This window comes from Kitasatospora sp. NPDC023120 (genome assembly GCF_055560835.1).
Genome location: NZ_JBVHHY010000016.1, coordinates 157,851 through 178,060, shown reverse-complemented (window position 1 = coordinate 178,060; position 20,210 = coordinate 157,851). Strand labels below are relative to the sequence as shown.

Sequence of the window (20,210 nt, the reverse complement as noted above, 5' to 3'; positions counted from 1 at the left end):
CCGCGCGGAGCCGACGGCCGCGACGGCGCCGGCCGATGGGCGAAGGGCCCGCCGTGACGAGCACGGCGGGCCCTTCACCCGAGGACGGTCAGGCCCGGTCGCAGGCCTGCGCCCGCAGCGCGCGGGCCAGGTCGTCCCGGCGCTCCAGCACCAGGCGGCGCAGCGCCGGCGCCGCCTGCGGGTGCCCGTCCAGCCAGGCGTCGGCCTCGGCCAGGGTCGGCTCGTCGGTGTGGGCGCTCGGGAAGAAGCCGCCGACGAAGCGCATCGCGATCTCGATGGTCCGCTCGGCCCAGATCTTCTCCAGCAGCTTGAAGTACGGGGCCGCGTAGAGGGCGGTGAGGTCGCGGTGGGCGGGCAGCGCGAAGCCCGCGATGTTGGCCTCGACCAGGGCGTTCGGCAGCTCGTCCGAGTCGACCACGGCCGACCAGGCGGCGGCCTTGGCCTCCGGGGTGGGCCGGGCGGCCAGGCACTGGGTGTACTGGCGCTTGCCGCCGGCGGTGTTGTCGGCGGCGAGCTCGGCGGCCAGTTCCTCGTCGGACGCCTGCCCGGCGGCGGCCAGGGCCAGCCACAGCGACCAGCGCAGCTCCTGGTCGACCTCCAGACCGTCGATCCGGGCGCTGCCGGCCAGCAGACCGCGGACCAGGCCGAGGTGTTCGGCGCCGCCCGCGGTCTGGGCGAGGAAGCGGGCCCAGGCCAGCTGGTGGTCGCTGCCGGGGACGGCGTCGCGCAGCTCGCGCAGCGCGCCGTCGGCGAGCAGCCGGCCGCCCTCGCCGCGCCAGGCCGGGTCGGCGTACAGGTCCACGGCGGTCTTGGCCTGCTGGTGCAGCGACTGCAGCACGCCGATGTTGTCCTCCTGGCCGGCGAAGCGCAGCACCAGGGCGACGTAGTCGCGGGCCGGCATCAGGCCGTCCCGGGTGAGGTTCCAGACGGCGGACCAGGCGAGGGCGCGGGACAGCTCGTCGCGGATGTCGCCGAGGCCGGTGCGCAGGGTCTCCAGCGAGTCCCCGTCGAAGCGGATCTTGCAGTAGGTCAGGTCGTCGTCGTTGAGCAGGACGAGCGCCGGGCGGGGGCGCCCGGCCGCCTCGGCGACGACGGTGCGGTTGCCGGTGACGTCCAGCTCGATCCGCGCGGTGCGCACCAGGGCGCCGTCGGCGTCCCGGTCGTACAGGCCGACCGCGATCCGGTGCGGGCGCACGACCTCGCCGTCCTGCAGGACGGCGAGCTCGGTGATCCGGCCCTCGGCGTCGGTGGTGACCTGCGGGGTGAGCGAGTTGACGCCGGCGGTCTGCAGCCAGGCGGCGGCCCAGGACTTGAGGTCGCGACCGCTGGTCTCCTCCAGGATGTCCAGCAGGTCGGTGAGTTCGGTGTTGCCGAAGGCGTGGCGCTTGAAGTAGCGGCGGGCGCCTTCGAAGAAGGCCTCCGAACCGGCGTACGCCACCAGCTGCTTGAGGACGGAGGCGCCCTTGGCGTACGTGATGCCGTCGAAGTTGAGCTTGGCGTCCTCGAGGTCGCGGATGTCCGCGGTGATCGGGTGCGTGGTGGGGAACTGGTCCTGCTTGTAGGCCCAGGCCTTGCGCTGGTTGGCGAAGGTGACCCAGGCGGAGGAGTAGCGGGTGCGGGCGCCGATCAGGCCGTAGGAGCCCATGAAGTCGGCGAAGGACTCCTTCAGCCAGAGGTCGTCCCACCAGCGCATGGTGACCAGGTCGCCGAACCACATGTGCGCCATCTCGTGCAGGATGACGTTGGCCCGGGCCTCGTAGGCGGCGTCGGTGACCTTCGAGCGGAAGACGAACTCCTCGCGGAAGGTGACGCAGCCGGGGTTCTCCATCGCGCCGATGTTGTACTCGGGGACGAAGGCCTGGTCGTACTTGCCGAAGGGGTACGGGTAGTCGAACTCCTCGTGGAAGAAGTCGAGCCCGAGCTTGGTGACGCCGAGGATCTCCTCCGCGTCGAAGTACGGGGCCAGGGACTTGCGGCACATCGCGGAGAGCGGGATCTCCAGGGTGGTGCCGTCGGCGAGCTCGCGGCTGTAGTGGTCGCGGGCGACGTGGTACGGGCCGGCGACGACCGCGGTGAGGTAGGTGGAGATCGGCTCGGTCGGCGCGAACTCCCACGTGCGGCCGCCGTCCTGCCCGGCGGTGTCCTCCTCGGCGGCGTCCTGCTCGGTGACGTTCTCGTGCGGGGCGTTGGACCACACGTCCCAGGCGGCCGGGGCGGTCACGGTGAAGGTGAACGGGGCCTTCAGGTCGGGCTGTTCGAAGGTCGCGAACACCCGGCGGGCGTCGGCCGGCTCGTAGTGGGTGTAGAGGTAGGTCTCGCCGTCCACCGGGTCGACGAAGCGGTGCAGGCCCTCGCCGGTGCGGCTGTAGGCGCAGTCCGCCTCGACGGTCAGCACGTTCTCGGCGGCCAGGCCGTCCACGTGCACCCGGGCGCCGTCGTAGGCGGTGGCCGGGTCGAGGGCGCGCCCGTTGAGGGTGACCGAGCGGACGGCCGGGGCGAGCAGGTCGAGGAAGGTGTCCGCGCCGGGCTGGGAGCAGCGGAAGGCGATGGTGGTGGTGGACCGGAAGGTGGCGGCCGCCGGATCCGGGGCCGAGGTCACGTCGAGCCGGACCCGGTAGCCGTCCACGGCCAGGATGCTGGCCCGCTGCTGGGCTTCGTCGCGGCTGAGGTTCTTGCCCGGCACGGCGGTACTCCTTTGTCCGGCTCGCACGGTGGTGCGCGGATGGGTGGTGCGGTCTCGGTGCGCGGTGTCGGCCGTGCCCGCGGGGTCATCCTTTCACGCCCCGCTCCGTCGGTACCATTGCACAGACCGACGCGTCGACACCGGAATCAGCGGCGCCGGGCGGGTGTTGGGGCTCTTGGGGGGAATTCCCCCTGCCCGGATCACCTCACGAAGGACGACTCGCAGTGACGACTGCCGCTGAGCGCAAGACCGCCGACTTCTGGTTCGACCCGGCCTGCCCGTGGGCGTGGATGACCTCCCGCTGGCTGATCGAGGTCCAGCAGCTGCGCCCGGTCGACGTGCGCTGGCACGTGATGAGCCTGTCGGTGCTGAACGAGCACCGGGACCTCCCGGACAACTACCGCGAGATGCTGAACAACGCCTGGGGCTCGGTGCGGGTGTGCATCGCCGCCGCCGAGAAGCACGGCGAGGAGGTGCTCGGCCGGCTCTACACCGAGCTGGGCCTGCGCTTCCACAACCAGGGCCTGCCGCAGAACCGGGAGACCATAACCGCCGCCCTGGTGGCCGCGGGCCTGCCCGCCGAGCTGGCCGACGCGGCCGACACGGACATCCACGACGACGCCCTGCGCGCCTCCCACCAGGAGGGCATCACCCTGGTCGGCGAGGACGTCGGCACCCCGGTGATCGCGGTGGAGGGCGCGGACGGCGAGCGGGTCGCCTTCTTCGGGCCGGTGGTCACCCCGGCGCCGAAGGGCGAGGCCGCGGCCCGGCTCTGGGACGGCACCCTGCTGGTGGCCTCCACCCCGGGCTTCTACGAGATCAAGCGCACCCGGACGGCCGGCCCGTCCTTCGAGTAGGCCCCCGCGAGTAGCCCGGCGCCGGCGACGGCGACGCGACAGGGCCCGGTACCGCTCGCGGTACCGGGCCCCGTGCGCGCGTACGGACTCAGCGGGCGGCCGCGTCCCGGCGCTGCTTGAGCAGACCGGCGACGACCAGCAGCGCGACCAGCACCCCGGCCGCGTACAGCTGCTCCCGGTTGCCCTCGGTGGTGGTCATCAGCGCGAGGATGCCGGCCACGGCGGCCATCGCGACCCAGGTCAGGTACGGGTAGCCCCACATCTTCACGGTCAGCAGCTCGGGCGCCTCGCGCTCCAGCCGACGGCGCATTCGCAGCTGGACGACGCAGATGAACAGCCAGACCACCAGGATCGCGACGCCGGTGGTGTTCATCAGCCAGGTGAACACGGTGTCCGGCCAGAACTTGGCGGCCAGCACGGCGCCGAAGCCGAACAGGCAGGAGGCCAGCACGGCCCGGCGCGGCACCCCGCCGCTGACCTTGGCCAGCGCCTTGGGGCCCTGGCCGCGGCCGACCAGCGAGTACGCCATCCGCGAGGCGCCGTAGATGTTGGCGTTCATCGCGGACAGCAGCGCGACCAGCACCACGATCTGCATGATCGTCCCGGCGGCGGGCACCCCGAGGTGGCTCAGCACGGTGACGTACGGCCCGTCGGCGACGACCGCCGGGTCCTTCCAGGAGACCAGGGTGACCACCAGGGCCATCGAGCCGATGTAGAAGATCGCGATCCGCCACACCGCGGTGCGCACGGCGTTGGCGACGTTCTTCTTGGGGTCGTCGGACTCGGCGGCGGCGATGGTGACGGTCTCCAGACCGCCGTACGCGAAGACCGAGGCGAGCAGACCGACGATCAGCCCGTCGACGCCGGTGGGCAGGAAGCCGCCGTGGCCGGTGAGGTTCTCGGTGCCGGGGGCGCCGGGGCCGATCACCCCGGCGATGCCGAGCCCGCCGAGGACCAGGAAGGCGATGATCGCGGCGACCTTGATGGTGGCGAACCAGAACTCGAACTCGCCGAAGTTCTTCACCGCGGTGAGGTTGCTGGCGCAGAAGAAGACCATGAACAGGGCGACCCAGACCCAGGACGAGACGCCCGGTATCCAGCCGTTGACGATCTTCCCGGCGGCGGTGGCCTCGGCGGCGACGCCGCAGCAGAGCATCACCCAGTACATCCAGCCCGCCGTGATCCCGGCCCACGGGCCGATCTCCTTCTCGGCGTGCACCGAGAACGAGCCGGAGGCGGGGCGGGCCGCGGACATCTCGCCGAGCATTCGCATGATCAGCATGACGAGCAGGCCGGAGAGCACGAAGGCCAGGATGATCGCCGGGCCCGCGGCAGCGATGCCCGCGCCCGAGCCGACGAAGAGGCCCGCGCCGATCACGCCGCCGAGGGCGATCATCGACAGGTGACGCTGCTTCAGCCCGTGGGAGAGCTGTTGCCCCGACTCCGGGGAGGCGGAGTCGGTGGTCCCGGACGCCGGGGGCGCGGAGGTGGGGGCCATAGGGTTTCCAGACTGTGCGGAATGCGACATGAGTTGTCCAATATCCGGGGACACCTCTGTCCATGCCAAGAGCGTCCGGTCCGGGCTCACATTGCGGACCGGGCGACGACTCGGAGTGAGCGCGGCGTCGCCGTGCGTCGTTTCGGGCCGGTTCCGACAACGCCCGAGGGCGGGGCTTTGTCCGAAACCGTGCGGCTCGCGCAGTGGATCACCGCGTAGGTTCACAGGTGTTCACTCACCTGGACCCCACGGAGGAACCCCCGATGGCCACTGCCACCACCCCGATACCGCGCCGCGCCGTCCTCGCCGACCTGCTGCCCGCCGCCTCCACCCGCCTCGGCGGCCAGGTCCGCGACCTGGCCCTGGTGGCCGGCGGCGCCGCGCTGACCGGCGTGGCCGCCCAGCTGTCGGTGAACGTCCCCGGCTCGCCCGTGCCGGTCACCGGCCAGACCTTCGCCGCCCTGCTGGTCGGCACCGCGCTCGGCGCCCGCCGCGGCGCCGCCTCGCTCGGCCTCTACCTCCTCGCCGGCATGGCCGGGATGCCCTGGTTCGCCGAGGGCACCTCCGGCTGGGCGATGCCCTCGCTCGGCTACGTGCTCGGCTTCGTCCTCGCCGCCGCCCTCACCGGCGCGCTGGCCCGGCGCGGCGCCGACCGCACCCCGCTGAACACCGCGGTCACCATGGCGCTCGGCAGCCTCGCCGTCTACGCGGTCGGCGTCCCGTACCTGGCCCTGTCGCTGCACGTGTCGCTCGCCCGCGCCGCCGAGCTCGGCCTCTACCCGTACCTGGTCGGCGACGCCCTCAAGGCCGCCCTCGCCGCCGGCGCCCTGCCGCTGGTCTGGAAGCTCGTCGGCAAGCGCTGACCGCCCCCCGCGCGGAGCCCGGGCGCAACCGCCGAGCGCCCCCTGCGGAGCCCGGGCGCACCCGCATGCCACACTCATGGGCATGCGCGTGTACCTGGGCTCCGACCATGCCGGATACGAACTGAAGAACCACCTGGTGGAGTGGCTGAAGGGGGCCGGCCACGAGCCGGTCGACTGCGGGCCGCACATCTACGACGCCGAGGACGACTACCCGCCGTTTTGCCTGCGCGCCGCCGAGCGCACCGCCGCCGACCCCGAGGCGCTGGGCATCGTGATCGGCGGCTCGGGCAACGGCGAGGCGATCGCCGCCAACAAGGTCAAGGGCGTCCGGGCCGCGCTGGCCTGGAGCACCCAGACCGCCGAGCTCGGCCGCCAGCACAACAACGCCAACGTGATCTCCATCGGCGGCCGCATGCACACGCTGGAGGAGGCCACGAAGTTCGTCGAGATCTTCCTCAACACCCCCTACAGCGGCGAGCCGCGGCACACCCGCCGGATCGAGATGCTGAGCGAGTACGAGACCACCGGCGAACTCCCGCCGATCCCGGCCCACCACCCCCAGGGCTGATCCCGCCGCCACCCACCCTCCCCAACGGCCGGCCGCACGCTCCCGTGCGGCCGGCCGCCGCCGTCCCGGGGCGACCGCCGACGATCGTCGGCAGCTGTGGGATCGGCCACAGGCCCCAGCGCGCGGACGGTCCCGCACGCGGGGCGCACACGCCGCCCGCGGGTTTCGTACGCCCAACCTGCGTACGCCTCCTGACGACGCGCCCGAACCCGCCCCGATCGGCCGAAACCCACTGAGCGCCGCGCACCCCGGCGCCCCCGCCCGCGTCCGAGCCGTCGACGCCGGGCCGTACCCGTGGATAAGGTCGGGCTCCATGGCTGGCAGACCGCCGGGCGCACCGCCCCAGACGACTGCGACGAGGCCCGGCGCCGCCCCGGCGTCCGAGCCCGTGACGGCCCGGTTGCGCAAGAGGCTCCGCCGGGTCCGCCGAAGGCTGCGCACGGCCGGTGTGGACTACTTCCGCGGCGGCGCCGCCGACTGGCCGGTGCTCTGCGCGCTCGCCCTGCTCGTCCCGGTGCTGATCCTGCTCAACATCTGGATCCCCGACTGGGCGCCGCCCACCTCCCTGGTCCTGCCGATCCTGGCCGGTGCGCTGCTGCTGCGCCCCGGCAGCCTGGTGGTGCTCTACGCGCTGGCCGCGCTCGGCCTGTCCGCCGAGTCCGTGATCCACACCGGCCAGCGGGTCGCCAGCGACAACCCGGAGGCCTACCTCTACGGCGTCACCCCGGGCGCGGCCCTGGTGGTCGGCGCCGCCGGAGTCGGCGGACTGCTGCTGGCCCAGTTCCGGGCCCGGGTCGGCGTGCCCTGGTGGGGCGGTTCCACCATGCTCTTCGACCTGCGCGAGCGGCTGCGGGTGCAGAGCCGGGTGCCCGCGCTGCCGGACGGCTGGCACGCGGACATGGCGCTGCGCCCGGCCGGCGGCCAGTCCTTCTCCGGTGACTTCGTGGTCGCCGCCCGCACCGGCCCCGGCCAGCGGCTGCTGGAGGTGGTCCTCGCGGACGTCTCCGGCAAGGGCATGGACGCCGGCTCCCGCGCGCTGCTGCTCTCCGGCGCCTTCGGCGGCCTGGTCGGCTCGCTGCCCGCGCACGACTTCCTGCCCGCCGCCAACGGCTACCTGCTGCGCCAGTCCTGGGAGGAGGGCTTCGCCACCGCCGTCCACCTGGTGCTGGACCTGGACACCGGCGAGTACGAGCTGCTGTCCGCCGGGCACCTGCCGGGCATGCAGCGCCTCGCGGGCGCCGGCCGCTGGGAGGTCAAGGAGGCCGAGGGCCCGCTGCTCGGGATCTACGACGGCGCCAAGTTCGAGGGCGTGCGCGGGCGGTTGAACCGGGGCGACGTGCTGTTGCTGTGCACCGACGGCATGGTCGAGGCACCGGGCCGGGACCTCACCGAGGGCATGGACCGGCTGATGGGGGAGGCCGACCGGCTGGTGCCCGGCGGCGGCCGGGGCGCGGGCGCGGGCGCCGCCGCCGCGCTGATCGAGACGGTGGCCCGGGACATCAACGACGACCGCGCGGTGCTGCTGCTCTGGCGCGATTGAGTGGCAACCCGGGTCTCATGCCGGGCGTCCGGGGCTCCTACCGGGGTCGGGGGCACATGCCGGGGGCAGCAACTGTCAAGCAGGGCAGCTGATCTTCGGCCAAATCGGACGGCCCGTCGACGGACCGGACCAGCGGCTTCCGTTAACCGCCCCCGACCGCTTCCCGGCCGCTCAGCAAGGCCCCGCCGACGATTCGTCAGGGGGACTCGGCTATCGTCCCGGTCGGCGGAAACTCGTCTCGCATCGCAGGATATCGGCGTTGGGCCGACAGTCAGACCTTTACGCAATCGGCACGGTCGACCACACTGAGTCCGGGCGGGACTGTTCAGGATTCGGGGGATAGGGGGCGTCACGTGCGGCACGACAGACAGCGGTCGACCGTGGGCTCCCTCACCGGCGGTGTGTCGGACGGTCCGCGATTCCGCCTCGGGACCGTCGGACATGCCGGGGTCCGGCTTTCGCTGGTGTCGCCGGGTGGTGGCACCCCGCTATGAAAACGAGGAAGTGAGTCCGGGTGGCACTCTCCGTCTCCGCGCTGGTCCTGTTCGCGATCCTGAGCATCATCTTCATCCGCAACAAGCAGATGAAGATCCCGCACGCGATCGTCGCCGCCCTGTTCGGCTTCATGCTGCACGAGACCACGGTCGCGACCTCGATCAACTCCCTGCTGGCCAACCTCGCGCACAGCATCTCCAGCATCACCGGAGGCTGATGCGGGCGCGCCCGCCGGAGGCGAGCGGGCGAGCAACCCTCACCGCCCGGCCCGTCTGGCCTCCCGCCAGCGGGCGAACAGACCCCGGGGGCGCGCCGCCGCCGGGGCTGGGACGCGTATCGGTGCGGGTGCCACGGCACCCGCCGGCGCGGCCTGCTCCGGTGCCGCCTGTTCGGCCATCAGCAGGACGAACAGCCTTGCCCAGCACAGTCGTTCGCCCCGCGGCCAGTCGAGCGCGCGGAGCGCCGCCGACGCCGCCTCCGACACCTCGCCGCCCACCCGGACCTCGGCGATGTCGTCCCCCGCCTTCCCGCCCAGGAAGAGCTTGACCCCGACCGGCCCCGCCCCGGTCAGCTCCGACCGCAGCGCCGGGACCAGCGCCGGCAGCACCCGGTTCTCGGCGAGCCAGCCCGCCAGGTGCTCGTTGCCGAACCCGAACACCGCCGCCGGCCCCTGGACCGCGTGCCAGCCCGGGAGTTCGGGCAGGTCCGCGTGGTCGGCGTGCACCCCGCGCCCCTCCGCCAGCTCGACCAGCACCGAGGCGGTGGTGGTCGCCCACATCTTCACCGCGTTGGCGAGCTTCTCCTCCTCGGTCTTGCCGAGGCCGGCCGCGCAGTCCCACACCACCGGTGCGTCCGCCCGGCCCAGCTGCAGCACGAAGCCGAGGTCCACGTGCCCGGCGCCGTCGTCCCCGGGGTGCTCGCGCACCGCCACCGCCGTGGTGCCGGGGCCGCGCACCACCTCGCCGTCCAGGCGGAACACCTGGCCCAGTCGCGCCATCTCCACGACCACGCAGCGCTGTATGACGGCCAGTCGCTCCTGCGGACGCACCGGGACTCCTCGACTTCGGGAGCGCGGCGGCTGAGCTCGCGCTCGAACTGCGCTCGAACGCCGCCGAGGCTATCGGCCCGACACCCAACCGGGAAACCGCCCGGACGTCCGGGTCCTCCGGTCGCGGAAATGCCCTGAATGCCCCACTTTGGGCAGCGGAACCAGAAAGCCGCCCGCCCGGAGAGTCCGCATGCCCCGCACCACCGACCTGACGCCCCCTTCGCTCACCGCCCCGCCGCTGCCGATCCGTCCGGACGGCTCCGGCCTGGTCGCGGAGATCGAGGCCTACCTCGCCTCGCTGCCGGCCCCCGTACGCACCCCCGTGCCGTACGTCTGCCCGTACGGCAGCACCCCGCGACCCTGGCACGCCGGCCACCCGGCGCCCCGGGCCACCCTGCTCGACCGGGCGCTGCGCCGCCCGGCCCGGCCCGTCCCGGTCACCGCGGCCGACCACCTCCGGCTCGCCTCCCGCTACATCGGGGCCCACGGCTGGCTGCAGGGCGCGATGTGGGACGAGGCCGGGCGGGTCTGCCTGCTCGGCGCCCAGGCCGCCGTGCTGGCGTACGGCTACGGCACCCCGGCCACCGTCCGCACCGCCCGGGTCCAGCTGATGGAGGTGCTGCACGGCACCGGCCGCCCGGCGAGCTCCCCGGACGAGTTCAACGACCGCCCCACCACCCGGGAGGGCGACGTCCACCTGCTGCTCGACCGGGCCGCCGCCAGGGCCACCCGCCTCGGGCTCTGAACCCGGACGGGGGAGGGGCGCACGGCTCCGGGAGCGCGCCGGCCCGGAAACGCAGCCGGCCCCGGCGCGCGAGTGCGCACCGGGGCCGGGCGGAGAGCGGGCGACGAGAATCGAACTCGCGTGACTAGTTTGGAAGACTAGGGCTCTACCATTGAGCTACGCCCGCGTGATCCCCCAGCCGTGACCGGCCGGAAGTTCGGGGAACAGCGTACCTGGTCCGGCCGCCCGCGTGCACACCCCATTTCGCGCACCCCTCTTCCGCGCCTTCCGCGCCCGCGCTCGAATAGTCGGCGAGCCGAACAGGCCCGCCGTGTACGCTTCCTCTCGGCACCACGGGGTGTGGCGCAGTTTGGTAGCGCGTCCGCTTTGGGAGCGGAAGGCCGTCGGTTCGAATCCGGTCACCCCGACAGTGCGGCAGGGTCTCGTCCACGGGGGGCGGGGCCCTGTTCTGTTCGGCCGGTACGGTGGCGTCTGGCGTCCGCCTTTCGTGGTACCGGTAGGATGGGGCGCTGGCGGTAGTCCCTGTGGCGTCAACCCAGGTCAACCGCACGAGGGCGAGGAGTCAAGCTCACCGTCCACCCCACGGGAGATGCAGCTCCAACCGCCCATCGCCCGTCTCGTCCGACCCACCCGTACGGCTCCGGCCGGGCGGCGGGGACGGGCGGAGACAACCTGACCGCAAGCCCCTAGGAGACCTAACCGTGAAGAGCGCCGTCGAGACTCTGAACCCGACCCGGGTTCGACTCACCGTCGAGGTGCCCTTCGAGGAGCTCAAGCCCAGCCTCGACGCGGCGTACAAGAAGATCAACCAGCAGGTCACGGTTCCGGGCTTCCGCAAGGGCAAGATCCCGGCTCGCGTCATCGACCAGCGTTTCGGCCGTGGCGCCGTGCTGGAGGAGGCCGTCAACGACGCCCTGCCGCGCTTCTACACGCAGGCCGTCGACGAGGGCAAGATCGAGGTCCTCGGCCAGCCCGACATCACCAACATCGAGGGTGTCGAGACGATCGCCGACGGCGGTGACCTGAAGTTCACCGCCGAGGTGGACATCCGTCCGGAGATCACCCTGCCGGAGTTCTCCTCCATCGAGGTGACCGTCGACCCGATCGCCGTCTCCGACGAGGACGTCGAGAAGTCGCTGGAGCAGCTGCGCGAGCGCTTCTCCTCGGTCAAGGACGTCGAGCGCGCCGCGGCCGCCGGCGACATCGTGGTCGTGGACCTGGTTGCCAAGGTCGACGGCGAGGTGCCGGAGGACGGCACCGCCGCCGGCGTCAGCTACGAGATCGGCTCGGGTCGCCTGATCGACGGCATCGACGAGGCCGTCGTCGGCCTGTCCGCCGGCGAGGAGAAGACCTTCGAGACCGAGCTCAAGGGTGGCACCCAGGCGGGCAAGACCTCCGAGGTCACCGTCACCGTCACCGCCGTCCAGGAGAAGGAGCTGCCGGAGCTGGACGACGAGTTCGCCCAGCTGGCCAGCGAGTTCGACACCCTGGAGGAGCTGCGCGCCGACTCCCGCAAGCGCCTGGAGCGCATGAAGGAGTACGACCAGGCCACCCAGGCCCAGGAGAAGGTGCTGGACGCCCTGCTCGCGCTGGTCGACATCGAGTACCCCGAGAAGCTCCTCGCGGACGAGATCCAGACCCGCAAGCACAACGTCGAGCACCACCAGCTGGAGCCGATGGGCCTGAACCTCGACACCTACCTGGAGACCCAGGGCAAGACCCGCGAGGAGTGGGACGCGGAGATCGAGGAGCAGGCGAAGAAGGGCATCAAGACCCAGTTCGTCCTGGACCAGATCGTCGCCGACGAGGAGCTGGGTGTTAACCAGGAGGAGCTGACCGAGCACCTCATCCGCCGCGCCGCCGGCTCGGGCCTCACCCCCGACCAGTTCGCGCAGCAGGTCGTCCAGGGTGGCCAGGTGCCGCTGCTGGTCGGCGAGGTCGCCCGCGGCAAGGCCCTGGCCACCGTGGTCGAGGCCGCCAAGGTCGTCGACACCGAGGGCAACGAGATCAACTTCGACGACGAGGACGAGACGGGCGAGACCGTCGAGGCCGCCGCCGACGAGGCCGCCGAGGAGAAGACCGAGGCCTGAGCCCCGGAAAGCCCCTGAGGCACGCAGCGGGCCCGGACGCCGTCATGGTGTCCGGGCCCGTCGTCTTCCCGCGCCACCCCGCCCGCGGGGCGCCACGACCCTGCGCTCACAGCGAACAGTTCTGCGTGAGGGATTCTGCGGCCGGGCCTGCGCGTTAGGGTCCTTGGACAGCAACCAATCACGACGTGATACCCGGAAGCTGTGCGACATCGTGACGGCCGTGGAACGGCCCTCCAAATCGACTGAGCAGGTGGCTAAGTGACGTTCCCGCAGATGCAGATGCCTGGCCCGATGGCGCCGCACGCCGCCGCTGGTGACGTGCTCGGCGGCCTTGGCGACCAGGTCTACAACCGGCTGCTCAACGAGCGGATCATCTTCCTCGGCCAGCAGGTCGACGACGACATCGCCAACAAGATCACCGCGCAGCTGCTGCTGCTGGCCGCGGACCCGGAAAAGGACATCTTCCTCTACATCAACTCCCCGGGCGGCTCGATCTCGGCCGGCATGGCGATCTACGACACCATGCAGTACATCAAGAACGACGTCGTCACCATCGCGATGGGCATGGCCGCCTCGATGGGCCAGTTCCTGCTGACCGCCGGCGCCAAGGGCAAGCGCTTCTCGCTGCCGAACGCCAACATCCTGATGCACCAGCCCTCCGCGGGCCTCGGCGGCTCCGCCACCGACATCCGCATCCAGGCCGAGCAGCTCCTGCGCACCAAGAAGCGGATGTCCGAGCTGATCGCCTTCCACAGCGGCCAGTCCTTCGAGCAGATCACCAGGGACTCCGACCGCGACCGCTGGTTCACCCCGGAGGAGGCCCTGGAGTACGGCCTCATCGACGCGATCATGCACAGCGCCGCGGACGTCCCCGGCGGCGGCGGCACGGGCGCCTGAGCCTCGGCCCGGCCCACGAGACCACAGCCACAACGCCCCGGAGGACAAGAATCCCCATGAACATCCCCAGCCTGTCGGCCGCCAAGGCCCGCGTCGAGGACATGCGCGCCGAGGGCCGTTACATCGTCCCGCGCTTCGTCGAGCGCACCACGCAGGGCATCCGCGAGTACGACCCGTACGCCAAGCTGTTCGAGGAGCGCATCATCTTCCTCGGCTCGCAGGTGGACGACGTCTCGGCGAACGACATCATGGCGCAGCTGCTGTGCCTGGAGTCGATGGACCCGGACCGCGAGATCCAGATGTACATCAACTCGCCCGGCGGCTCGTTCACGGCCCTGACGGCCATCTACGACACGATGCAGTACGTGAAGCCGGACATCACCACGGTCTGCATGGGCCAGGCGGCCTCCGCCGCGGCCGTGCTGCTCGCCGCCGGCACCCCCGGCAAGCGGATGGCGCTGCCGAACGCCCGCATCCTGATCCACCAGCCGTACACCGAGACCGGCCGCGGTCAGGTGTCCGACCTGGAGATCCAGGCCAAGGAGATCTTCCGGATGCGCGAGCAGCTGGAGGAGATGCTCTCCAAGCACTCCAACAAGTCGGTGGAGCAGGTGCGCGACGACATCGAGCGCGACAAGATCCTCACCGCCGAGGAGGCCGTCGAGTACGGCCTGGTCGACCAGATCATCTCCACCCGCAAGACCTCGCTGACCTCCTGAGGTCGGCACCGGCCCGGGGCGGGGCGCGCACGGATGGCGCGCCCCGCCCCGGACTTGTCGGCGGGCTCCGTCACGGCATCTGTTCGGTATCAATTCGCCCAGGGCGTAGGGCAGACCCGGCGAAGAGGACGGAATCACGGGCCCGGCAGAGTACCGTCGGATAGCGAGACCGAGCGCCGTCGGCGTTGACGGTCCACAGCACCAGGCCCCGGAACCCCTGCGGGGCCCCTGGCGAAGGGGAAGCACCTCGTGGCACGCATCGGAGACGGTGGCGACCTGCTCAAGTGCTCGTTCTGCGGCAAGTCGCAGAAGCAGGTGAAGAAGCTGATCGCCGGCCCAGGCGTGTACATCTGCGACGAGTGCATCGACCTGTGCAACGAGATCATCGAGGAGGAACTCGCCGAGACCTCCGAGGTGCGCTTCGAGGAACTCCCGAAGCCGCGCGAGATCTACGAGTTCCTGGACCAGTACGTGGTCGGCCAGGACCTCGCCAAGAAGGCGCTCTCGGTGGCCGTCTACAACCACTACAAGCGCGTCCAGGCCGGCGAGGCGGGCCGCAGCGGCGGCAACGGCCGCGAGGACGCCATCGAGCTGGCGAAGTCCAACATCCTGCTGCTGGGCCCCACCGGCTCCGGCAAGACGCTGCTGGCGCAGACCCTGGCCCGGATGCTCAACGTGCCGTTCGCGATCGCGGACGCCACCGCGCTGACCGAGGCGGGCTACGTCGGCGAGGACGTCGAGAACATCCTGCTGAAGCTGATCCAGGCGGCCGACTACGACGTCAAGAAGGCCGAGACCGGGATCATCTACATCGACGAGATCGACAAGGTCGCCCGCAAGAGCGAGAACCCGTCGATCACCCGGGACGTCTCCGGCGAGGGCGTGCAGCAGGCCCTGCTGAAGATCCTGGAGGGCACCACCGCGTCGGTGCCGCCGCAGGGGGGCCGCAAGCACCCCCACCAGGAGTTCATCCAGATCGACACCACCAACGTGCTGTTCATCGTCGGCGGCGCGTTCGCCGGCCTGGAGCGGATCATCGAGGGCCGCGCGGGTGCCAAGGGCATCGGCTTCGGCGCCAACATCCGCTCCAAGCGGGAGTCGGACGCCAGCGACCACTTCCGCCAGGTGATGCCCGAGGACCTGGTGAAGTTCGGCATGATCCCCGAGTTCATCGGGCGCCTGCCGGTGATCACCAGCGTGCACAACCTGGACCGCGAGGCGCTGCTGCAGATCCTCACCGAGCCGCGCAACGCGCTGGTCAAGCAGTACCGCAAGCTCTTCGAACTCGACGGCGTGGAGCTGGAGTTCTCCCGGGACGCGCTGGAGGCGATCGCCGACCAGGCGATCCTGCGCGGCACCGGCGCGCGCGGGCTGCGGGCCATCATGGAGGAGGTGCTGATGTCCGTGATGTACGAGGTCCCCTCGCGCCAGGACGTCGCCCGCGTGGTGGTCACCGGGGACGTGGTCTCCAAGCACGCCATCCCCACCCTCGTCCCGCGCGACATGATCAAGCGCGAGCGCCGCGAGAAGAGCGCCTGACCCGAGCTCCGCACGCAAAGGGGGCCCCGCACCGGATCCGGTGCGGGGCCCCTTCGCGTGCTGTCGGGCGCTACCGGGCGACGACCATGGCGTCGCGGATCGTCCGGGTCTTGGCGGCCGCCTGCTCCGCGGTGAGCGCCGGGCCGCTGCTGCCGCTCGTGCCGACCTTCGTGAAGGAGACCCGACCGGTGGTGGACTTGTCCGCCCACACGCAGACCGTCGGGCCGGGCTTGCCGAGCATGGTCGTCGTGCCGCAGGAGAGCTTCGCCGAGGAGTTGTTGGCGTCCTGCGCCGGGAAGTCGGTCATCGACACGGACAGGCCGCCGCTGTCCTTCTTGGAGTCCTCGATGATCTGCCCCGGGTCGTTGAGGTCCCCGTAGACGCCGATCACCGAGAAGGTGTCCAGCGCGTCCGAACCCTTGCTGTAGCTGGCGATCAGGACGTGCAGGTCCGTGCCGAGCTTCGACGCCTCGGGCTTGCTCATGTCGGCGGCCTGCTCCTTGGACGACTTCTGTACGTAGCCGTCGGCCAGGGTCTGCGGAGAGGTGATCTTGTACTTGCCGCCCGCGTCGCTGCCGCCGAGGAACTTCCACGCCGCGAAGCCGCCGCCGCCCAGCACCAGTGCGCCGACCACCAGGCCGATGACCAGGCCGCCCTTGCCCTTCGGCGGCGGGGCCACCGGGTAGCCCGGCTGGCCGTACGGAGCCTGCGGCGCGCCGTACGGCTGCTGGGGCGCGCCGTAGGGCTGCTGCTGCGGGTGCCCGTACTGGGGCTGCGGGGCGCCGTACGCCTGCTGCGGCGGCTGGCCGTACGGCGGCTGGCCCCCGTAAGGCTGCGGCTGTCCCTGCGGATACTGCTGTCCCTGGCCGTACATCTGCGTCTGTGCTCCCCCGCCGCACCCGCGGCCTGTCTTGTGTGGAGTCGTTCCGTGCCCGTCCGGTCAACCGGACGAGTGCCCGGGCACGGTACCGCACGGTGCCCGATGTGGGCCCGTCCGGGCGCGGCGGGTCCACGGACCGAAAGCGGTTCGTAACCCGCCCCCCCGGTTACGTAAACTGTGCGTCGTGACCGACACGACGAACCAGCGCCCCGTGAGCACCTCTGCCGGGGACGAAGCGGCAACCCTCCCGACGACCTACACCCCCGCGGACGTAGAGGGCGAGCTGTACGAGCGCTGGGTGGAGCGTGGGTACTTCAGCGCCGACGCGAAGAGCGACAAGCCGCCGTTCACCATCGTCATCCCCCCGCCGAACGTCACCGGCAGCCTGCACCTGGGCCACGCCTTCGAGCACACGCTGATCGACGCCCTGGTCCGCCGCAAGCGCATGCAGGGCTACGAGGCCCTGTGGCAGCCCGGCATGGACCACGCCGGCATCGCCACCCAGAACGTGGTCGAGCGCGAGCTCGCCAGGGAGGGCAAGTCCCGCCACGACCTGGGCCGCGAGGCCTTCGTCGAGCGCGTCTGGAAGTGGAAGGCGGAGTCCGGCGGCCAGATCTCCGGCCAGATGCGGCGCCTGGGCGACGGCGTGGACTGGTCCCGTGAGCGCTTCACCATGGACGAGGGCCTGTCCCAGGCCGTCCAGACCATCTTCAAGAAGCTCTACGACGACGAGCTGATCTACCGCGCCGAGCGCATCATCAACTGGTGCCCGCGCTGCCTGACCGCCATCTCGGACATCGAGGTGGAGTACCAGGACGACGACGGCGAGCTGGTCTCGATCCGCTACGGCGAGGGCGAGAACTCCATCGTCGTCGCCACCACGCGCGCCGAGACGATGCTGGGCGACACGGCGGTCGCCGTCCACCCGGAGGACGAGCGCTACAAGCACATGGTCGGCACCGAGATCGAGCTGCCGCTGACCGGCCGCCGGATCCCGATCGTCGCCGACACCCACGTCGACCCGGAGTTCGGCACCGGCGCCGTCAAGGTGACGCCCGCGCACGACCCGAACGACTTCGAGATCGGCCAGCGGCACGGCCTGCCGAACATCGCCGTCATGGACGAGCATGCCGTCATCACCGTGCACGGCCCCTTCCTCGGCCTGGACCGCCTGGAGGCCCGCTCGGCGATCGTCGCCGCGCTGCGCGCCGAGGGCCGGATCGTCGCCGAGAAGCGCCCGTACGTCCACTCGGTGGGCCACTGCTCGCGCTGCAAGACCACCATCGAGCCGCGGCTGTCCATGCAGTGGTGGGTCAAGGTCGGCCCGCTCGCCCAGGCCGCCGGTGACGCGGTCCGCGACGGCAAGGTCAAGATCCACCCGCAGGAGATGGAGAAGCGGTACTTCGACTGGGTCGACAACCTGCACGACTGGTGCATCTCGCGCCAGCTGTGGTGGGGCCACCGCATCCCGGTCTGGTACGGCCCGAACGGCGAGATCGTCTGCGTCGGCCCCGACGAGCAGCCGCCGACCGGCGAGGGCTGGCACCAGGACACCGACGTCCTGGACACCTGGTTCTCCTCCGGCCTGTGGCCGTTCTCCACGCTCGGCTGGCCGGAGCAGACCGAGAGCCTCGCGAAGTTCTACCCGAACTCCGTCCTGGTCACCGGCTACGACATCCTGTTCTTCTGGGTCGCCCGGATGATGATGTTCGGCCTCTACGCGATGGACGGCACCCCGCCGTTCCACACCATCGCGCTGCACGGCATGGTCCGTGACCAGAACGGCAAGAAGATGTCGAAGTCCTTCGGCAACGTGGTCAACCCGCTGGACTGGATGGACAAGTACGGCTCCGACGCGCTGCGCTTCACGCTGGCGCGCGGTGCCAACCCGGGCGTCGACGTGCCGATCGGCGAGGACTGGGTCCAGGCGGCCCGCAACTTCGCCAACAAGATCTGGAACGCCACCCGCTTCGCGCTGATGAACGGCGCCACCGTCGAGGGCCCGCTGCCCGCGCCGGAGGAGCTGACCGCGAGCGACCGCTGGATCCTGTCGCGCCTCAACAGCACCGTCGCCGAGGTGGACGGGCTGTACGAGGACTACCAGTTCTCCAAGCTCTCCGAGGCGCTGTACCACTTCGCCTGGGACGAGGTCTTCGACTGGTACGTCGAGCTCTCCAAGACCACCCTGGCCAAGGGCGGCCCGCAGGCCGACGCCGCGCGCCGGGTGCTCGGCGAGGTCCTGGACGTCACGCTGCGCCTGCTGCACCCGATCGTCCCGTTCGTCACCGAGACCCTGTGGACCACGCTGACCGGCGCCGAGTCGGTGGTCATCGCCGACTGGCCGAAGGACAGCGGCTACCGCGACGCCGCGGCCGAGGCGGAGATCGCCACGCTGCAGCAGGTCGTCACGGAGGTCCGCCGGTTCCGCACGGACCAGGGCCTCAAGCCGGGCCAGCGCGTCCCGGCGAAGCTGGAGCTGGACGGCACCGCGCTCGCCGCCCACGAGGACGCGATCCGCTCGCTGCTGCGGCTGACCGTCCCCGAGGAGGGCTTCGCGGCCACCGCCTCGCTGCCGGTCGCCGGCGCCACCGTCGCGCTGGACCTCTCCGGCACCATCGACGTCGCGGCGGAGCGCAAGCGCCTCGCCAAGGACCTCGCGGCCGCCGAGAAGGAGAAGGCCCAGACCACCGCCAAGCTCGGCAACGAGGCGTTCCTCGCCAAGGCGCCGGACGAGGTGGTCGCCAAGATCAAGGCCCGCCAGGAGGCCGCCGAGGCCGACATCGCCCGGATCACCGCCCAGCTCACGGCGCTGCCGCAGGGCTGAGCCCGTACCGGCCCGTGAGGGGCCGCACTCCGCGACGCGCGGGGTGCGGCCCCTCGGCGTTTCGCGGTCCGTGCGCCCGGCTCCGTCAGGGGGGGCCGCCTTTCGGCTACGCGTAAGGGCGCAGCGTTACGCCTAATAGCGCACCAACATTGCTCCCTTCCGGCGAATATTCATCCTGGACCGGGTGAGGTCCTATTCCGAGCGAATTGATTCCGGTCTTGCCCGCGCGCGTTCGCGGAAGTTTGCAGGTCGGATGTGTACGGTGTGCACGGAGTTTCCGAAGGGCGTTTTCTGCCGAGCGTTCCTGCGGGGTGTTCCTGATGAGCGACGGACGGGAGGGCACGGCGTGGTGGTGACCGAGGAGTTGGCCGACGAACTGCCTGCCGAGGCGGTCGAGGAGGCCAAGGCCAGGGCGGCGACCCTGCTGCTCGCCTTCCGGCACGGGAACCAGCTCGCGTTCGATCACGAGCTGGACCTGCTTTTCGCCGAGCACGCCGGGCGCGAGGTGGCCACGCTGCTCGCCTGGATCGCCGCCGAGGCCGTCCGCAAGGCGTACGCCCCCGAGGTCGGCGACAAGGTGCTGCGGGCGATGGCCCGGCGCGCGCCGGTCGACACCGGCGCGGTCGCGGTGGACGAGGAGAGCGTGAACGCCGCGCGGCTGATCGAGGCGGTGGCGGCCGGCGAGGTGGCCGAGGTCCGCGGCCTGGTCGCCTCGACGGCCGACACCACCTTCCTGCTGGGCGGTCTGCTGCAGGGCGTCGCGATGATGCTGCCGCTGCTGCCGGAGGGCGAACTGGCCGAGATCACCGCCGAGTTGCGCCGTCGGCACGGCGGCGCCGCGCACGTGCCGGAGGCCCGGGCCGGGGTCTGAGCCCGGGCCTCCGGCCGACCAGCCGCCGCTGGGAGCCCAAGTCCCGGTCAGGAATGGGCACGTGACCGAATAAGGCGGGGGCCGCCCGGTCGG

Annotated in this window: 16 protein-coding genes and 2 tRNA genes; 13 read left to right on the top strand and 5 right to left on the bottom strand. The window is 71.5% G+C overall.

The genetic code is table 11. From position 1 onward, the window contains the following. Window positions 1–88 precede the first annotated feature (88 nt). Window positions 89–2,683 (bottom strand): aminopeptidase N, encoded by a 2,595-nt coding sequence (pepN, locus tag ACZ3TI_RS24175; protein WP_465729437.1) that lies wholly within the window; start codon window positions 2,681–2,683, stop codon window positions 89–91. 224 nt (window positions 2,684–2,907) lie between these two features. Between pepN and ACZ3TI_RS24170 the strand changes: the two genes are divergently transcribed. Beyond that, window positions 2,908–3,540 (top strand): mycothiol-dependent nitroreductase Rv2466c family protein, encoded by a 633-nt coding sequence (locus ACZ3TI_RS24170; protein WP_465729435.1) that lies wholly within the window; start codon window positions 2,908–2,910, stop codon window positions 3,538–3,540. An 88-nt stretch (window positions 3,541–3,628) separates the two neighbouring features. On the opposite strand, the gene ACZ3TI_RS24165 is transcribed toward ACZ3TI_RS24170, so the two are convergent. Next, window positions 3,629–5,038, bottom strand: a complete 1,410-nt coding sequence (locus ACZ3TI_RS24165; RefSeq protein WP_465729433.1) for an amino acid permease — start codon at window positions 5,036–5,038, stop codon at window positions 3,629–3,631. 263 nt (window positions 5,039–5,301) lie between these two features. On the opposite strand from ACZ3TI_RS24165, the gene ACZ3TI_RS24160 reads away from it, so the two are divergent. The 4 genes from ACZ3TI_RS24160 to ACZ3TI_RS24145 all read left to right on the top strand — a co-directional run bounded on the left by ACZ3TI_RS24160 (window position 5,302) and on the right by ACZ3TI_RS24145 (window position 8,721). Next, window positions 5,302–5,901, top strand: a complete 600-nt coding sequence (locus tag ACZ3TI_RS24160) for a biotin transporter BioY (protein WP_465729431.1) — start codon at window positions 5,302–5,304, stop codon at window positions 5,899–5,901. Between the two features lie 82 nt (window positions 5,902–5,983). Then, on the top strand, window positions 5,984–6,469 hold the full coding sequence (locus ACZ3TI_RS24155) for a ribose-5-phosphate isomerase (RefSeq protein ID WP_465729429.1): 486 nt from the start codon (window positions 5,984–5,986) through the stop codon (window positions 6,467–6,469). Between the two features lie 400 nt (window positions 6,470–6,869). Beyond that, window positions 6,870–8,009, top strand: coding sequence for a SpoIIE family protein phosphatase (locus ACZ3TI_RS24150; protein ID WP_465729427.1), 1,140 nt, complete (start codon window positions 6,870–6,872; stop codon window positions 8,007–8,009). 514 nt (window positions 8,010–8,523) lie between these two features. Further along, window positions 8,524–8,721: a hypothetical protein gene (locus tag ACZ3TI_RS24145; protein ID WP_030058274.1), complete on the top strand. Its 198-nt coding sequence runs from the start codon at window positions 8,524–8,526 to the stop codon at window positions 8,719–8,721. A 39-nt stretch (window positions 8,722–8,760) separates the two neighbouring features. On the opposite strand, the gene ACZ3TI_RS24140 is transcribed toward ACZ3TI_RS24145, so the two are convergent. Further along, window positions 8,761–9,552 carry a DUF6348 family protein gene (locus tag ACZ3TI_RS24140; protein ID WP_465729425.1) on the bottom strand — a complete coding sequence of 264 codons (792 nt, stop codon included), beginning with the start codon at window positions 9,550–9,552 and terminating at the stop codon, window positions 8,761–8,763. 190 nt (window positions 9,553–9,742) lie between these two features. On the opposite strand from ACZ3TI_RS24140, the gene ACZ3TI_RS24135 reads away from it, so the two are divergent. Further along, window positions 9,743–10,297, top strand: a complete 555-nt coding sequence (locus ACZ3TI_RS24135) for a DUF6197 family protein (RefSeq protein WP_465729423.1) — start codon at window positions 9,743–9,745, stop codon at window positions 10,295–10,297. A gap of 95 nt (window positions 10,298–10,392) precedes the next feature. On the opposite strand, the gene ACZ3TI_RS24130 is transcribed toward ACZ3TI_RS24135, so the two are convergent. Further along, window positions 10,393–10,463, bottom strand: a tRNA-Gly gene (locus ACZ3TI_RS24130). Window positions 10,464–10,630: 167 nt separating this feature from the next. Here ACZ3TI_RS24130 and ACZ3TI_RS24125 point away from each other — a divergent pair. From ACZ3TI_RS24125 to clpX, 5 genes are all read left to right on the top strand, one after another. After that, window positions 10,631–10,704: transfer RNA gene (locus ACZ3TI_RS24125), tRNA-Pro, on the top strand. A gap of 294 nt (window positions 10,705–10,998) precedes the next feature. Next, complete coding sequence (gene tig, locus ACZ3TI_RS24120; RefSeq protein ID WP_465729421.1) at window positions 10,999–12,387, top strand: trigger factor; 1,389 nt, start codon at window positions 10,999–11,001, stop codon at window positions 12,385–12,387. 279 nt (window positions 12,388–12,666) lie between these two features. Then, a complete protein-coding gene (locus tag ACZ3TI_RS24115) occupies window positions 12,667–13,284 on the top strand; it encodes an ATP-dependent Clp protease proteolytic subunit (protein WP_046386806.1) in 618 nt (205 codons plus the stop codon). A gap of 56 nt (window positions 13,285–13,340) precedes the next feature. Beyond that, window positions 13,341–14,003, top strand: a complete 663-nt coding sequence (locus ACZ3TI_RS24110) for an ATP-dependent Clp protease proteolytic subunit (RefSeq protein ID WP_030283759.1) — start codon at window positions 13,341–13,343, stop codon at window positions 14,001–14,003. Between the two features lie 249 nt (window positions 14,004–14,252). Continuing rightward, complete coding sequence (gene clpX, locus ACZ3TI_RS24105; protein WP_045696864.1) at window positions 14,253–15,542, top strand: ATP-dependent Clp protease ATP-binding subunit ClpX; 1,290 nt, start codon at window positions 14,253–14,255, stop codon at window positions 15,540–15,542. A 70-nt stretch (window positions 15,543–15,612) separates the two neighbouring features. Here clpX and ACZ3TI_RS24100 read toward each other — a convergent pair whose 3' ends face one another. After that, window positions 15,613–16,416 carry a hypothetical protein gene (locus ACZ3TI_RS24100; protein ID WP_465729418.1) on the bottom strand — a complete coding sequence of 268 codons (804 nt, stop codon included), beginning with the start codon at window positions 16,414–16,416 and terminating at the stop codon, window positions 15,613–15,615. A gap of 190 nt (window positions 16,417–16,606) precedes the next feature. Between ACZ3TI_RS24100 and ACZ3TI_RS24095 the strand changes: the two genes are divergently transcribed. Together ACZ3TI_RS24095 and ACZ3TI_RS24090 are read left to right on the top strand one after the other, a co-directional pair. Next, window positions 16,607–19,246, top strand: coding sequence for a valine--tRNA ligase (locus ACZ3TI_RS24095; RefSeq protein WP_465729417.1), 2,640 nt, complete (start codon window positions 16,607–16,609; stop codon window positions 19,244–19,246). 346 nt (window positions 19,247–19,592) lie between these two features. After that, a complete protein-coding gene (locus ACZ3TI_RS24090) occupies window positions 19,593–20,117 on the top strand; it encodes a hypothetical protein (RefSeq protein WP_465729416.1) in 525 nt (174 codons plus the stop codon). Window positions 20,118–20,210 lie beyond the last annotated feature (93 nt).

Coding starts and splice junctions, on each gene's coding strand:
- ACZ3TI_RS24165 (WP_465729433.1), bottom strand. CDS start 5,038: ATGGCCCCCACCTCCGCGCCCCCGGCGTCCGGGACCACCGACTCCGCC.
- ACZ3TI_RS24160 (WP_465729431.1), top strand. CDS start 5,302: ATGGCCACTGCCACCACCCCGATACCGCGCCGCGCCGTCCTCGCCGAC.
- ACZ3TI_RS24155 (WP_465729429.1), top strand. CDS start 5,984: ATGCGCGTGTACCTGGGCTCCGACCATGCCGGATACGAACTGAAGAAC.
- ACZ3TI_RS24135 (WP_465729423.1), top strand. CDS start 9,743: ATGCCCCGCACCACCGACCTGACGCCCCCTTCGCTCACCGCCCCGCCG.
- ACZ3TI_RS24115 (WP_046386806.1), top strand. CDS start 12,667: ATGCCTGGCCCGATGGCGCCGCACGCCGCCGCTGGTGACGTGCTCGGC.
- ACZ3TI_RS24110 (WP_030283759.1), top strand. CDS start 13,341: ATGAACATCCCCAGCCTGTCGGCCGCCAAGGCCCGCGTCGAGGACATG.
- ACZ3TI_RS24100 (WP_465729418.1), bottom strand. CDS start 16,416: ATGTACGGCCAGGGACAGCAGTATCCGCAGGGACAGCCGCAGCCTTAC.